The following is a 14,804-nucleotide window of genomic DNA, read 5'->3' as shown; positions in this document are numbered from 1 at the left end:
AAAAGTGGGGCTTCGTTTCACCCAGAATAATCGAGAATAGGAAACATACATTGAATCCGACAAACAAACAAGAAGCGAGGGTGGCTTTGGTTACCGGGGGCGCACGGCGTATTGGTGCCGCTGTAGTAAAAAAACTCAATGCAGCAGGATATAAAGTAGTTATTCATTGCCATCATTCTCTGCAAGAAGCCCATTCGCTTGCAGTCGACCTAAACGAACAACGACCAAACAGCGCGTTTGTTCTACAAAGGGAATTAGCTGAGACGTCTGCTGCAGCAGAAATTATGACTGCGGTTCAAGATTGGGCTGGACGTTTGGATTTATTAGTGAATAATGCTTCTGTTTTTATCCGCACCGAATTTTCTGCGTTCGCTGAAACGGATTGGAATGCACTTTTCGATATTCATGTTAAAGCCCCTTTTTTACTGAGCCTTGCTGCGCGTCCTTTACTGGCAAAACACTCAGGAGCCATTATCAATGTGAGCGATATCCATGCAGAAAAACCGCTGAAAGGATACTCTGTCTATTGTCAAAGCAAAGCTGCTTTGGAAATGCAAACAAAGAGCTTGGCACGAGAATTTGCTCCCGAAATTAGGGTTAATGCAGTTGCCCCGGGCGCCATTGTCTGGCCTGAGTACTCCAATACTCTACCTCCAGAAATACAAGAAAAAATTATTACGAAAACACCACTAAAAAAACACGGCAATCCTGAATACATTGCTCAGGCAATTTTAGCTTTGGCTGAAAATCCTTATATAACTGGACAAATACTCAAAGTGGATGGGGGGAGAAGCTTACTTGGATAAGTACTTTCGATTCTTTAGCCTTTTTTCCTTTCAACAAATCTCGCAGCATATCACCATAATCGTAACTGCCCTCCCTCTGATTTTTTTCTTCACTTAAACCAGGTTCATTATTTAAGCTTGATGAAGCAGCAAGACGATCTGTTTCCTGGTCGGCAAGGGTGTAAGCACCGTATATCGCAATAGTGGGTAAAAGTATCACGGAAGCAACTACTGCAAGAGCACCAAAGCCTAAAGTAGCCGGTACGATACTTAAGGGAAAGAGAACGGCCATCGTGGAGAAGTATGCAATCAAAGGACCTTTGCCAAACGCATTATCCTTATTTTGATCAGAGAAAATCCGGTCGGATAATTTTTTAGATAAATTTCCTGCAATGGATAAAGCACCCCCTAAAATAAGAAGAGGGGAAAAAAGAGCAACTACGGCCAACGCGAAGGCAACTATTGCTATACTGGCAACAGCAGTAAAGGGCAACAAGAGTAGTGTCAATAAGCCAGTCAGTGCATTTTTCATCCTTTAAAAGCCTTATATAGCCTACTTATTATTTTAGCAACTCCTGGGATAAATGATCTGCAAATCCACCGTTTAAAAATATGGGCGATTCAAAATATATTGAAATCTCTATACCCCCATAAATACTCAAGGAAGTTGGGGATGACGCGGCTTGGTTAATGCTACAAATAAGGCACAGATCTGATTGATTAACATATTCTTTTATTTAATAATGAATGAAACAAACAAGGATGAGTTAATCAATTTATGAAAAACATAGCAACAGCCTTTGTACTTTGTACGTTGAGCATCAAGATGGTTCAAGCGGGTACTATGGGTGAAGTAAAACCTTTATGCAGCCCTGATCATGTAACTGTTTCCGGCCATTGCAATGCTTGGGATTTGGGCATTAGCGCCTTATATTTACAACCAAACACCAATTCAGCACTGCTAAACCCAATTTTAAATGCAGGGGATGACCAATTTCATTCCGTGGATTCCTCTTGGGATTGGGGCTTTTTACTTGAGGGCAGCTATCATTTTAATACAGGAAATGATCTCAATTTAAATTGGCTGCATTTTGATAATGATAATTTCGATGAACTTGCAGTTTCTTCTACAAATCCAGATATCCCCCCTGTTACCAATATCACCAATTTAAAATTTGATACCCATCTTGACGTCGTTAATTTAGAGTTTGCCCAAACCGGTCATTTCGGCAAAAAAACAAATATACGTTTTTATGGTGGAGGGCAATACGTCTATGCCAAGATTAAACGGGGTGACTTTGAGTATGAACTGTTCCCATCAGAGTCCACTCCATTCCTTTTCCAAAGATCAATAACCCACACTAGGTTCCAGGGCGCAGGTCCTCGCGTTGGTGTCGATATGTCTCATGAGCTAAATCACGGTTTTGCGTTATTCGCTCAGAGTGCCATGGCTCTGTTATCTGGACAAGGAAGAGCCAAATTATCAGGAGCAAACTTAAGCGGGACCAATGTCTCCCCCTTTAGTGCAAAGGCAAACCATACGCATATTGTTCCCGAACTGGAAGCTAAATTAGGCGCCAGCTATCAATGGTGTTCACATAGCGGACAATTCAGTTTGATGGCAGGCTGGATGTGGCAACATTATTTAGACCTTTTTCTTCTACCTCCAGGAGGCAACACGAATCCTATAACCACTGTAAGCCGACATGATTTCTCTTTGGATGGCCCTTTTATTAAAGGGAAATGGGTTTCTGGATAATTCATGGTGTGTGATGTTTGATGAAATACAGGATGCCCCAGAATGTCTTAAGCGATTTTAAAAGTTTTCAAAAAACGGTGGGAATCCTGTTTTTTCTGCTTGTCATCACGGCCTTTGTATTTAAAGGAACAAGTGATTATTCCATTTTGTTTATTAGTTACGGCATAATGCTTGTTGCTGTGGCAGGCTCCATTTATTTTTCTTGGCACCAAAAAACAATTCAACTTTCCGCATTAACTCTTTTACTGATAATTTGGCTTATCTGGATAATCCTTCCACCTTTGATAGGCTGGGTTCCTAACACCGCTTTTTTCGGAATTTTTCAATGCTCCGCCTGGGTATTTGGTTTTATTTTATTTAATGGAAATCCCTTTTCTGAATGGTTATGGAACAATTTACTCAGATTGCTCTGGATCTTAGGTTTGATTTGCGCAGCATATGCTCTCACTCAGTTATTCGCTCGAAATGCCATGCCTGCCGGTTTTTTTGCAAGCAAAAACACTGCTGCGGCTTTTTTAATGATGATTAACCTGTTACTCATAGGGAAATTTTTCATTTCGAATCACCCCGAGTTTATAAAAACAACCGCCTCCAAATTACAAAAAACGATAAAAAAAGTTGCTCTTTTAGCCAGCATCTACATAATCAGCCTAGCCTTATTCGCTGCATTAAGCCGTGGAGTTATTCTTTGTTTTATTTTCTTTACCCTGTTAGAACTCACTTTATGTCGTCATGAACTAAAAATAAAAAATGTTTCCCACTTAGCAGGAGTTTTGGCACTGGCTTTGGGTACATTGTATCTCTTTGCTCAACCTGCCATACACCATCGGCTTGAATTACTTGCCCACGAGAAATCACGTCTTATCATCTGGCAAGGTGCGTGGCACTTATGGCTAAAAACACCCTGGTACGGATTAGGCATTTTTAATTTTAAACATTACTACCCTGCATTTAGTTTGCCAGGCGACGGTTCTAATCTCGAATACGCCCATAATGATTTATTGCAACTATTTATTGAAACTGGGGTTCCAGGCATTGTTATTCTGTTTGGAATTATAATGACTTTAGTCGTATATTTACGACGTTACTTAAATCATCCAAGTCACAACCCAATTGCACATATCCAGCGTATGGTGTGTTTTGCTGCATTAGCTGCTTTGACATGTCATAGTCTTGTTGATTTTAATTTTTATGTATTTCCCCTGAATCTCCTTATGGGTTGTTGTTTAGGTTATCTTCATTATTCTTTTAGAAACGAAGGTCTTGTCAGGCTTTATTCATTCTCTTTTAAAAATATGTGGATCCTAAGAGGCGGAATAATTGTATTTCTCTTAGTTATCAGCAGTTATTTTATTCGTTTTTTAATACTCGAATACTATATAGAGAAAACTGAAACGGCCCTCCAAGCAAAGCAATTCAATGAGGCCTTTGAGAAGAGTAATCAGGCGCTGAAATCATTTCCTTTTGTTGAAATCCAAAGTCTTAAAATAGATGCTTGCTTACAACTGATTCAACAAGCAGAGTCTGCTCTCACACGCCGTTATTGGGTAGAAAAAACTAAAGAAGCGATTAACCAGGCAATCGCAATGAATCCTTATTTTGCTCGGTCTTATTTCCAAATGGCTTTGTTGCAAAGTTTAGTGCTTAATGAGGCCCCAAAAGCAAAAGTATATTTTCTTAAGGCTTTAAAAAACAATCCTCATTTTTGTTTAGCGCGACTTACTTTTGCCCGGTTTTTAATAGAACAAAATAAATTGCATTCCGCTCAGGAAATCTTGGAATCCGGCCTTCAGTACCCTATTCATCCAGAATATATTGAGCTCTACTTGAATTATCTTGCCAAACTTCGTTTTGAAAATGGGGATCAGGAAAAAGCAAATCAAGTTGTCCGGCGATTAGAGCATCTCATAGTTTACAATCAAGACTATAGTGATTTGCTTTAAATTTTTATCTCCCTCAAAAAGCCGTCAATTTTTTCTAATGAATCCAATTGATAAAAACGATTTAATAATGATGCATCAACCAAATTGCCAAAATAGTAACGAACTAAAGATTTGCTTTGTAGCACTGCCTTATATTCATCTTCAAGTACGGCTAATCCTTGCAAATGGGTCATAAAAAGATCACGTTTTTCCTTGAAGCTCACTGATACGCTTTGCTGCTCTAATAACTCTTGATAGAGCCAGGGTTTGCCACTTCCAGCACGCGAAATCATATAAGCATCGCAACCACTTAATTCTATTGCTCTGTGTAAACTGTGAATATCATGAATATCTCCATTGGCAATCACCGGAATAGAAATACTTTGCTTGATGTGTGCGATTTGGTGTAAGTCTGATGCAACATCATAATCATCAATCCAACGCCGACCATGTACAATCAGTGCATCTGCGCCTGCTTCTTCAATTTTTTTCGCTAAAAGAAAATCCTTTTCATTACCTTGAATCCGAATTTTTATGGTTAAAGGAATAGTAATCCCGGCACGTACTTCTTTAACGATGCGTACCAACTGTTCTGGATCTTCCAGCAAAGCACTTCCTGCACCTTTCTTACGTATTTTAGGTTTTGGGCAACCACAATTTATATCAATAATATCCGCACCATTGAACTGTAATTGCTGTGCTGCTTGCGTCAATATATGCGGTTCGGTACCTGCAATTTGATAGGCCAGGATCCGTTCCTGGGGTGCTCGATAAATATAACGTGAACTCCTGGTATGTTTATGGAGGATATCTGTTGCAGAACTCATTTCCGTAACACCATACGCAGGTGACCGATAATGATTAAATAAAATTCTGAATGGTGCACAGCTGTAACCTGCTAAAGGACCTTGGATTAACCGATTGGGCAATGTTAAAGGCCCTATTTTCAAAGAACTGTTAAGAAAAGCGTGCATCAATTTAATTCATGGATATAATTAGGGCCAATTTTAACATACTTGAACCTAAATCGAATCAAACAGGAAAACTCCTTTATGGACAAACGTTATTTATCCCCTTTGGAAATGCTCAATATTGCGACACAACACGCCTATGCTGCTGACTATCTATTGCAACAAATCACCAATTGGATATATAGGCAAACTGATCCACTCAGTGCGTTAACCCCAGTAACTTCATTGATGTATCAAGCCTTTCAACTGACATTGAAAGCTTATTGTTTGCATGAACATCGTCCAGTCAAAGAGCATAAGAATCTTATGGAGCTGGTTGAATTAAATAACCATTTAGGATTTTCGCACCAGGAAATCATTTTATTAAAGACTCTCGCAAAACAACAGGTTTTCCTTAAGGGAACAGATTATGATTTATGGGAAAACCAACAACAACTTCATGTTTTTTGTGAAGAAATTCTTTCCCTATATCAAAAATTGCAAACCATGATGCCTTTGGAGCTTCACCCTGATTATCTGCAATAATAAAGCGAGATAAGGCGAGCGTACCCAGTTTAAAAATTTAATTTATATAAAACCAGGTTACGTTGCGCCCCACAAAGTCTATAATTCGATTATTCTGTTAAAATTTTAAACAAATAATAATCTGCAGTACTTGGCTTTGAATGTAATTCACGCTAGGATAAGTTTTTTTATTTTAAATTCTGTCGATGTTATTTATATTAAGGTAGAAACTATGGAGCAAGTAGAAGACAATAAGACTGGAAATGCGGTGCAGCATCAAATATTACAGTTAAGTCATCGCTTAAATTCGCAAATTTTAGGTCAGAGTGGATTAATTTCGCGTTTGCTCATCGCCTTACTTGCCGATGGCCATTTATTAGTTGAAGGGGCGCCTGGATTGGCAAAAACACGGGCGGTTAAAGAACTGTCTGATGGAGTTGAAGGGAATTTTCATCGCATCCAGTTTACCCCAGATTTATTGCCTGGAGATTTAACAGGTACTGATGTATATCATCCACAAAATGGTTCTTTCGTATTTCAACCAGGTCCTATATTCCATCATTTGCTTTTGGCAGATGAAATTAACCGTGCTCCGGCGAAAGTACAATCTGCTTTACTTGAGGCAATGGCCGAAAGACAAGTTACTATAGGAGGCAAAACCTATCCTTTGCCTGAATTATTTTTGGTTATGGCAACACAAAACCCCATTGAGCAGGAGGGAACTTATCCATTGCCCGAAGCACAATTGGACCGGTTTTTGATGTATGTAAAAATTAGTTATCCTGATGCCAAAATTGAGCATGATATTTTAGCGTTATCACGCAGAGAGGCCTTAGGGGCGGTGATGGCCACTAAACCGCCTGCATCAGAGAAATTATCACAAAAAACATTATTTGAAGCACGTAAGCAAGTACTTAATGTTCATACAAGTGAGGCATTAGAAAATTATCTGGTCCAGTTAGTCGTAGCAACACGTAATCCAGGTGTATACAGTGAAGAGTTGGGCCGTTGGTTGCGCTTTGGAGCCAGCCCGCGTGCCACAATTGCTCTCGATCGTTGTTCTAAAGCTCATGCCTGGCTTTGCGGTAGAGATTATGTCACTCCAGATGACATTCATGTGATTGCTCATGATGTGTTACGGCATCGAATTTTATTAAGCTTTGAAGCTGAAGCAGAAGGAATTAATAGTGATGATTTTATTGACTCCTTATTGCGCTTGGTTGCTGTTCCGTAGCTTGGGTGCAGCGCAGCGGAACCCGGGATGAGGGGAAATCGATACCCCGGGTAACGGCTTCGCCATGTTCCCTGAAAAATATGTAGGTTGGGAAACCAAACAAAATAACTTCCTTGAATTTGATGATTCAGTCCCCATTTACAGAGAATATGAGGTGCAAGAGGTATTTATGGTTAATGGCGTTATTGCAGAATTAAATGAATTGATTGACTTGAGACGTTATGTCCAATCCGTTCATTATCGCCCTGAAGGTAAAGCAATACGATCAGGCAATCATTTATCCAAATTACGTGGTCGTGGTATGGATTTTGCCGAAGTAAGAAATTATCAGGCTGGTGATGAAATACGCCACATGGAGTGGCGCGTTACCGCACGCACCGGAAGACCTCATGTCAAAATTTATCAGGAAGAACGGGAAAGACCAGTGGTGATTCTCACTGATTTTAATCCCTCCATGATTTTCGGTACTCGCGTCGCATTTAAATCAGTCATTGCTGCACGCTTAGCATCTCTTCTTGCTTGGACAGTGATCAAAGAAGGCGATAGAGTGGGCGGAGTATTCTTTTCTGCCACGGATCACAGTGAGTTTACGCCACGCAGTCGTGATATGGGGGTACTGCCTTTGCTGGCCTCCTTAAGTCGATATACTGATCAAACTGAAGCGCAACGCGAAGCGCAGCCAAGGCTGCTTAGTGACGCATTAGTACGCTTACGCCGTGTAGTCAGACCAGGAAGCATCCTGGTTTTGATCAGTGACTTTTACTCTATGGATAGTGAATGCGAAAAGCATTTAAAACGATTACGCTACCATAATGATATTCTGGCTTACCATGTTTGTGATCGAGTAGAACTTTCTCCACCCAAACCTCAGCAATATGCAATGACAAATGGACAGCAAGAAATAATACTCGATACCCGCGTACGTTCAGTGAACAACGCTTATGAGCAATATTGCCAACAACGCATAGAAAACCTGCAAGATCAGTTTCGACGCTTACATATTCAGTATGTTCAAGTGACAGCAGACGTTGATTTAGCGCCATTAGTGCGTCAAACGTTTCCCAGGAGATCCCGTGGCTAACACTGATCCCTTGGCACACTTAAAAGACATTCATCTTCCCACTCCAATTGGCTGGTGGCCATTGGCTCCAGGATGGTATATTCTGATGGGTTTGATTTTATTTTTAGCAATCATACTTGCTTACGATGTTTATAAGAGATATCGCAATGCTCTGGCCAAAAAACATGCATTGCTTTTGTTAAATACCTATCAAAAAGAATATGAGCAAGAACATAATGGCACTCAGACCAGTGCACGTATTTCAGAATTGTTACGCCGAGTGGCTCTCGTCTATTATCCAAGAGAGCAAGTTGCAAGTTTACATGGAGAACAGTGGCTTAACTTCTTAAATGAGACAAGCAAAGGAATTGATTTCAATCCAGTAAAAGATTTGTTATTAGATGCGCCCTTCAAAACAGGGGAAACGGTGGATATCAAGCCCTTGTTCAGCACAGCACAGCTTTGGATTAAACAAAGAGGAGTGCCATGTTCGAATTAGCTAATCCTTGGGTTTTAATACTCTTTCCTTTACCCTTAATCTTCTGGTTTTTGATGCCCAGAGTCAAAGTACAATTGCCTGCTGCATTGAAAGTACCTTTCTTTGCCGCAATGATCGATATAGCAGATCAGGAAAAACGTTCTGTTTCTGCACAATATTCGCTGCTCATCCCAGTCATTGTATGGTTATTATTGGTTGTTGCTTTAGCGGGTCCTCGCTGGATTGGTGCTCCCAAACCTATTGAGCGTGAAGGTTTTAACATCATGATGGCTTTAGATTTGTCTGGAAGCATGGAAATTCCTGATATGCTCCTGCATGGCCGACCTGTAAGCCGTTTAAGTGTCGTAAAAAATGCCGCCGATCAATTTGTGCGTGAACGTTCAAGTGATAAAATTGGTTTAATCCTTTTTGGTACTCGTGCTTACTTGCAAACGCCGCTTACCTATGACCGACATACCATTCTCCTGCGTCTTGAAGATGCCACCGCTGGGCTTGCAGGTAAAACCACATCTATTGGTGACGCTGTAGGTCTTGCTGTTAAACGGTTGAGAAATGTACCCAAAAAAGGAAGAGTGCTTATTTTACTAACAGATGGTGCAAATAATTCTGGCGTACTGGCTCCGTTAAAAGCAGCCGAATTGGCTAAAGAAGAAAGAATTAAAATCTACACTATAGGTTTAGGCTCTGAAGCAGATTCAAGAGCATTAGTCGGTAATTTTATGATGCAAAATGCTTCAGCAGATTTGGATGAAGAAACCTTAAAAAGAATGTCTGACATGACTGGAGGCCGTTATTTCCGTGCTACGGATACTGAAACATTACGTTCAATTTATAAAACGATTAACGAATTAGAAACCATAAAACAGGAACAAGCTACAATCCGTCCACAAAAGGAATATTATCCCTGGTTTGTTGGTCTTGCATTATTGCTTTGTTTCTCTTGGCTAGTTAGAAAAGCAGATTTAAAACTGAAAGAAAGCGCTGTAATGCCAAATCGGGAGGCATTAAAGTCATGATTGCAGATTTTCATTTTTTAAGACCTTGGTGGCTGTTAATGGTTTTTCCTTTATTAGGGTTAGCTGTAGCTTTTTGGCGCCAAAAACCTAAATTGCATGCTTGGGCAGAAGTTTGTGATCCGCATTTACTCAGCCATCTCATGCAAAAAAAAGGACAAGGGCAACGTATGGGCTCGATGCTCTGTTTGTTTTTAAGCATTTTGTTTATGATTTTGAGTATTGCCGGCCCTGTTTGGGATAAGCTGCCTGTAGCCACCTATAAACCGATACAACCCCGAGTTTTAGTTTTGGATATGTCGGACAATATGATGGCCAATGATCTATCGCCTAATCGATTAAGTAGGGCTAAATTTAAGTTGCATGATTTATTTGCTCACAAAGATGTCGGTCAGTTTGGTCTTGTGGTCTTTACCAGCGAACCTTTTGTTGTCTCTCCACTTACAGATGATGGACATACTATTTCTTCCCTACTGTCTTCACTCACTCCAGATATCATGCCAGTAACTGGACAAAATCTTGATAGTGCCTTGAATGAAGCCAGCAACTTAATCAAACAAGCGGGTTATAAACAGGGACAAATTTTGGTATTAACAGCAGACTCCCCTTCCGATACATCAATTGCACTGGCGAAAAAACTAGCAGAATCAGGAATTTACTCCTCAATTATGCCAGTCAAAGCTGATAAAAACCTAAACCCGCTATTTAATCGTTTTGCTGATGCAGGTCGAGGACTATTGGTAAAATACACTTCTGATTCAAATGACATAGATCAATGGCTAAATTTCAGTAATAACAATAAGTTTGCTCTAAGTGAAGATGAAGACATTCCACTTTGGCGAGATGAAGGACGGTGGTTTTTAATTCCTGCGCTGCTGTTACTTCTGCCCGTATTTCGACGTGGTTGGATACAGAGGGTAGCCGTATGATGCGCCGCTTTATTCTTTTATTCATCTTGTTTTTATCCTTTGCTACCCATGCCTTTAATTGGCAAGACTTGTGGTCCACGCGGGATCAACAAGGACGAGACTTAATGACAAAAAACCAATTCAAACAAGCCAAGGAAACATTTACACGTAGCGATTGGGCTGCCGCCGCTGCCTATCGCGCAGGCGATTACCAAAAAGCAGCTGAGTTGTATCAAAACTTAAAAAATGAACAAGGTTATTATAACCAAGGAAATTCCCTAGCCCATATGGGACAATATGAAGAAGCAATTAAAGCTTATGATAAAGCATTGGCAATCAATTCTAACAATCAGGATGCTCTTTATAATCGCAAGTTAGTTGAAGAACTTTTAAAAAAAGATAAAGAGAAAAAGCAAAACAAAGATCAGCAAAATAAAGATCAGCAAAACAAAGATCAGCAAAACAAAGATCAGCAAAACAAAGATCAGCAAAACAAAGATCAGCAAAGCAAAGATCAGCAAAACAAAGATCAGCAAAACAAAGATCAGCAAAACAAAGATCAGCAAAACAAAGATCAGCAAAACAAAGATCAACAAAACAAAGATCAGCAAAACAAAGATCAACAAAACAAAGATCAACAAAACAAAGATCAACAAAACAAAGATCAACAAAACAAAGATCAGCAAAATAAAGATCAGCAAAACAAAGATCAGCAAAACAAAGATCAGCAAAATAAAGATCAGCAAAATAAAGATCAGCAAAATAAAGATCAGCAAAACAAAGATCAGCAAAATAAAGATCAGCAAAACAAAGATCAAAATAAAAAAAATAATCAGAATAATAATGAAGCTCAATCTGAGGCAGAGCGAGAAAAACAACAGGCAAAAGAACAATGGTTGCGTTTGATTCCAGATGATCCGGGTGGATTAATGCGAGAAAAATTCTTACGTGACCATTTACGAAGGGAACGCGGGTGGTATCAATGAAAAAAATATTAATTATTGCTTTTTTTTGTTTATTCAGTGGACTAATCCATGCTGAAGTACAAGTGCAGGTCGATCCTTCTCAAGTTAGTATTGATGATTCATTCAGTTTGATTTTAATCCAAGATAATTTACAAAACGGGGGTATTCCCGATCTGACTCCATTACAAAAAGATTTTATGATTCTCGGCACCGAACGTCGCATGAATTACTCGATTATTAATGGACAAACCCAATCATCCAGTGAATGGACTATCACGTTAAAGCCGCAAAAAGAGGGTAAATTAACAATTCCTCCCATCAAAATTGGCAGAGAATATACCAAAACTACAACAATTGATGTAACTACTGGCACACCACAAAATTCTCCCAGCAGTAATTCTATGAGTTCACAGAAGAATCAGAGTATTTATTTGGCCACCGAAGTTAGTAAAAAGAATCCTTATGTTAATCAACAAGTTATTTATAAAGTAACCTTATACAATTCCAAGCACCTTTTAGATGCAAGTTATCAAGGACCTCAAGTAGAAAATGCTTTGCTCATTCCTTTAGGGGAGGAAAAGCGTTATCAGACTCAAAAAAATGGCGTGAATTTTCTTGTTGAAGAGCAAAACTATGCCATTTTTCCACAAAAAAGTGGCCCCTTAAAAATAAAACCGCCAGTGTTTACTGCCTTGATTTATGATTTCAATCCTGAGCGGATTAAGGCCACAGACAAGGCTATAAATATAGAGGTGCAACCCGTACCTAAAGAATATTCAGGAAAAGTATGGTTGCCGGCAAAACAAGTCAAATTAATGGAGCAATACGAGAATTCTAAACAAACTATTGCACAAGGCAACACGTTAATCCGTACTGTAACTCTTGAAGGTGTAGGGATTCCAGCTCAGCTTTTACCTACCCTCAATTTTGGCGAAATAGATGGTGTTAATGTTTATCCCGAGAAAGGAAAAGATAAGAATCGAGTTACTTATGGAGAATTGATTGGCCGCGCTGAGATCAAAGTGACTTATTTATTCAATAAAGCAGGAAAAATAACGATTCCTGAACTTAAGCTTCCTTGGTTCAATACGGAAACAGGAAAAGAAGAAATAGCTACATTGCCTGCAAAAACATTTGAAGTAACTCCTTCAGTGAACCCCACACCCACAGTAACCCCAAGCCAAACTGAAGTAAATAAAGATCCGAATGTAACAACCCAACCCACAACAAAAGAAAAAAGTGAACCCTCTTCACCAACACAATTCATTTGGGCCTGGACAATTGCCGCACTTTTTGCCTGTGCTTGGTTAGTCACTTTAGTCTTGTGGGGATGGCAAAGACGCAATAGAAATCCAGGAAAAGGCCAATATAAAACTGCATTAAACACCCTTCATAAAGCATGTATGCAGGGAAATCCTCGTCGCGCGCGCGATGCATTATTAAAGTGGGCCAAACTACATTGGCCAGACGCCCCTATATTAAATCTCACTGATCTAACGCGTCTTACGACGGATGCTTCTTTCAAAAAACAAGTACAAACTCTTTCGCAAGTTTTGTATAAAAATAAAGAAAAAACCTTGTGGCGGGGTGATGAATTATGGCGCAGTGTTGAGCAAATGAAAAAAAATAATACGAACAAAAAAGAGAATGGAAGCGCTCTACCGCCTATTAATCCTTCTTGAAAGGAACATTCCCAGATTGGATTCTTTTTTAAATTCCAAGTTGACGCCGCGATCATTCAGGGGTAGTTTGAATCTTGGCGTAAAGCTCAAATAGGGCTTTCCCCTTATAGAGCGTAAATGATGAGCGTCTCATTACATGGGTGGGCGTTCAGTCTCTTTTAATAATTCATCCTCTTCTTTCTTCTTTTCAAGTCCTGTACTCTTTGATGGAGAAACCTGATCGGAGTCTTTAGGTTGGAGTGTTGGACGAATAATCGGCTCATCTGCTACGGTTTCTTTTAATCGTTCGGCAATTTTTTTTATTCCAGGCATATCCTGTTTGACCTTCCTATCTGAAGTCTCAAATTCTGATTCGGTCAAATCATCTTTTTCCCCTTCCGTATCATTATCTCCTTCGTCGGATTCAGTTTTTTTTGTAACCGCATTTATTATTTTCTTTCCAAGTGACTTAAGCAGAGGATAAGTAACCCGTCCAATAACATAAGCAAGTGCCAAAGAAGCCGTTGCTGCAAGTATCCCAAAGCCTACTGGTGGGAGGAATAAGCAGAAAGCTGCCCCAATAAATGCAATTGAAGCAAAAGTAATACCCACGGCTCTATCTACAACAGCCATTGTCCCCAACTTTTCAATTTTTTGCTTACATTCTTCCTGCTCATTATATAATTTTTGCAAGGTATTTAAGTCAGCTTTAATTTCTTTTCTTGCATTTCTGATATCCTCTTCTAAGGAAGTATACTCCTCAACTTTCCCTTCTTTTTTCGCTTTTTTTGCTTTTGTCTCCAGGTTTTCCAAGTCATCAATTAAATAATTGATGACATTTTTTTTGCTTTCAATCTTTTTTTCTATTTCTGCCAGCTGGTCTTTTAGTTCATAACGTTTGTAATAGAGCTTGGCCAGGGTGATCACACTCAGAGCTAATGCAGCTATGGAGGTAACCAAGGCAATAATAGGTGCTGCGGGGGGGTATGCAATAGCAGTTATTGTAAGCCCTAGAATCACTGCTGAATACAAAAAACGGGCATTACGAGATAACGTAATCGGTGATTCTTGCTTGGTTATATAGGCCCCTAAATAAATGCAGGGAATATAAATAAAATCCAATATGCTCGTAACTAATTTGATAACGTGAAACCCTGTGCTTGCTGATGCGGTAGAATCACTTACGTGCCCTGCTACTTGCACCATATGAGTAATTGCACTTCCGGATCCATCTACAGAGTCCATAAACTTGTTAAAAAAAGGGAGCATCCGTAATATAGATGATGCAATGGACTTAGGGGAAGTTTTAATACCCTTCATTGATTTTATTTTTTTTCTTAAATACGCAGCCGAAAACTCTTCGAGTTCAATTTCATCTTCAGTCTTATTAAAAAACATCGCTTATCTCAAAAATTGTTTTCTTGTTAACTCATAGTATAACAAGCAATTATGATATAAAGATGAACAAAAATAATGTCTCCCTATTTCTTTAATATTGGGACAATGGGCAAAAAAGTGTATAA

General features: G+C 39.4%; 14 protein-coding genes and 1 pseudogene. 11 read left to right on the top strand and 4 right to left on the bottom strand.

Features of this window, described 5'->3' with window-relative positions:
- Positions 1–50 precede the first annotated feature (50 nt).
- Positions 51–806, top strand: coding sequence for a pteridine reductase (locus tag FOLKNPGA_RS00585; RefSeq protein ID WP_182351269.1), 756 nt, complete (start codon positions 51–53; stop codon positions 804–806).
- On the opposite strand, the gene FOLKNPGA_RS00580 is transcribed toward FOLKNPGA_RS00585, so the two are convergent.
- On the bottom strand, positions 772–1,317 hold the full coding sequence (locus tag FOLKNPGA_RS00580; protein ID WP_182351268.1) for a hypothetical protein: 546 nt from the start codon (positions 1,315–1,317) through the stop codon (positions 772–774). The genes FOLKNPGA_RS00585 and FOLKNPGA_RS00580 overlap by 35 nt on opposite strands.
- 246 nt (positions 1,318–1,563) lie before the next feature.
- Here FOLKNPGA_RS00580 and FOLKNPGA_RS00575 point away from each other — a divergent pair, with 246 nt between their 5' ends.
- Both FOLKNPGA_RS00575 and FOLKNPGA_RS00570 read left to right on the top strand, forming a co-directional pair.
- Positions 1,564–2,544 carry an Lpg1974 family pore-forming outer membrane protein gene (locus tag FOLKNPGA_RS00575; RefSeq protein ID WP_182351267.1) on the top strand — a complete coding sequence of 327 codons (981 nt, stop codon included), beginning with the start codon at positions 1,564–1,566 and terminating at the stop codon, positions 2,542–2,544.
- Between the two features lie 32 nt (positions 2,545–2,576).
- Positions 2,577–4,487, top strand: coding sequence for an O-antigen ligase family protein (locus FOLKNPGA_RS00570; RefSeq protein WP_255466022.1), 1,911 nt, complete (start codon positions 2,577–2,579; stop codon positions 4,485–4,487).
- Here the strand turns inward: FOLKNPGA_RS00570 and FOLKNPGA_RS00565 are convergent.
- Complete coding sequence (locus FOLKNPGA_RS00565; RefSeq protein ID WP_182351266.1) at positions 4,484–5,440, bottom strand: tRNA-dihydrouridine synthase; 957 nt, start codon at positions 5,438–5,440, stop codon at positions 4,484–4,486. The two genes, FOLKNPGA_RS00570 and FOLKNPGA_RS00565, sit on opposite strands and share 4 nt — an antisense overlap.
- Positions 5,441–5,518: 78 nt before the next feature.
- Here FOLKNPGA_RS00565 and FOLKNPGA_RS00560 point away from each other — a divergent pair, with 78 nt between their 5' ends.
- From FOLKNPGA_RS00560 to FOLKNPGA_RS19150, 7 genes and pseudogenes are all read left to right on the top strand, one after another.
- A complete protein-coding gene (locus FOLKNPGA_RS00560; protein WP_182351265.1) occupies positions 5,519–5,962 on the top strand; it encodes a hypothetical protein in 444 nt (147 codons plus the stop codon).
- A 211-nt stretch (positions 5,963–6,173) separates the two neighbouring features.
- Positions 6,174–7,175 carry a MoxR family ATPase gene (locus tag FOLKNPGA_RS00555; protein WP_019232798.1) on the top strand — a complete coding sequence of 334 codons (1,002 nt, stop codon included), beginning with the start codon at positions 6,174–6,176 and terminating at the stop codon, positions 7,173–7,175.
- Positions 7,176–7,344: 169 nt separating this feature from the next.
- Positions 7,345–8,256 (top strand): DUF58 domain-containing protein, encoded by a 912-nt coding sequence (locus FOLKNPGA_RS00550; RefSeq protein ID WP_182352710.1) that lies wholly within the window; start codon positions 7,345–7,347, stop codon positions 8,254–8,256.
- The gene (locus FOLKNPGA_RS00545) at positions 8,249–8,734 is read left to right on the top strand and encodes a DUF4381 domain-containing protein (RefSeq protein ID WP_182351264.1); all 486 of its coding nucleotides are present in this window, start codon (positions 8,249–8,251) and stop codon (positions 8,732–8,734) included. The genes FOLKNPGA_RS00550 and FOLKNPGA_RS00545 overlap by 8 nt, the downstream gene beginning before the upstream one ends.
- On the top strand, positions 8,722–9,750 hold the full coding sequence (locus tag FOLKNPGA_RS00540; RefSeq protein WP_182351263.1) for a VWA domain-containing protein: 1,029 nt from the start codon (positions 8,722–8,724) through the stop codon (positions 9,748–9,750). Before FOLKNPGA_RS00545 ends, FOLKNPGA_RS00540 begins: the two co-directional genes overlap by 13 nt.
- Entirely contained in the window at positions 9,747–10,676 is a 930-nt protein-coding gene (locus FOLKNPGA_RS00535) for a VWA domain-containing protein (protein ID WP_182351262.1), read from the top strand. Before FOLKNPGA_RS00540 ends, FOLKNPGA_RS00535 begins: the two co-directional genes overlap by 4 nt.
- A pseudogene (locus FOLKNPGA_RS19150) lies at positions 10,673–10,978 on the top strand (tetratricopeptide repeat protein); the annotation flags it as partial. The gene FOLKNPGA_RS00535 and the pseudogene FOLKNPGA_RS19150, both read left to right, overlap by 4 nt.
- A gap of 19 nt (positions 10,979–10,997) precedes the next feature.
- On the opposite strand, the gene FOLKNPGA_RS19145 reads toward FOLKNPGA_RS19150, so the two are convergent.
- On the bottom strand, positions 10,998–11,540 hold the full coding sequence (locus tag FOLKNPGA_RS19145; RefSeq protein WP_370529210.1) for a pentapeptide repeat-containing protein: 543 nt from the start codon (positions 11,538–11,540) through the stop codon (positions 10,998–11,000).
- Between the two features lie 97 nt (positions 11,541–11,637).
- On the opposite strand from FOLKNPGA_RS19145, the gene FOLKNPGA_RS00525 reads away from it, so the two are divergent.
- Positions 11,638–13,302, top strand: coding sequence for a protein BatD (locus FOLKNPGA_RS00525; RefSeq protein WP_182351260.1), 1,665 nt, complete (start codon positions 11,638–11,640; stop codon positions 13,300–13,302).
- Positions 13,303–13,434: 132 nt separating this feature from the next.
- Here the strand turns inward: FOLKNPGA_RS00525 and FOLKNPGA_RS00520 are convergent, their stop codons facing one another.
- Positions 13,435–14,679, bottom strand: a complete 1,245-nt coding sequence (locus FOLKNPGA_RS00520; RefSeq protein WP_182351259.1) for a hypothetical protein — start codon at positions 14,677–14,679, stop codon at positions 13,435–13,437.
- Between the last annotated feature and the right edge of the window lie 125 nt (positions 14,680–14,804).

This window comes from Legionella sp. PC1000 (assembly GCF_014109805.1).
GTDB classification, from domain to species: Bacteria; Pseudomonadota; Gammaproteobacteria; order Legionellales; family Legionellaceae; genus Legionella; species Legionella resiliens.
Note: the sequence above shows the minus strand (reverse complement) of the source record. Positions and strands in the feature narration are given on the sequence as shown.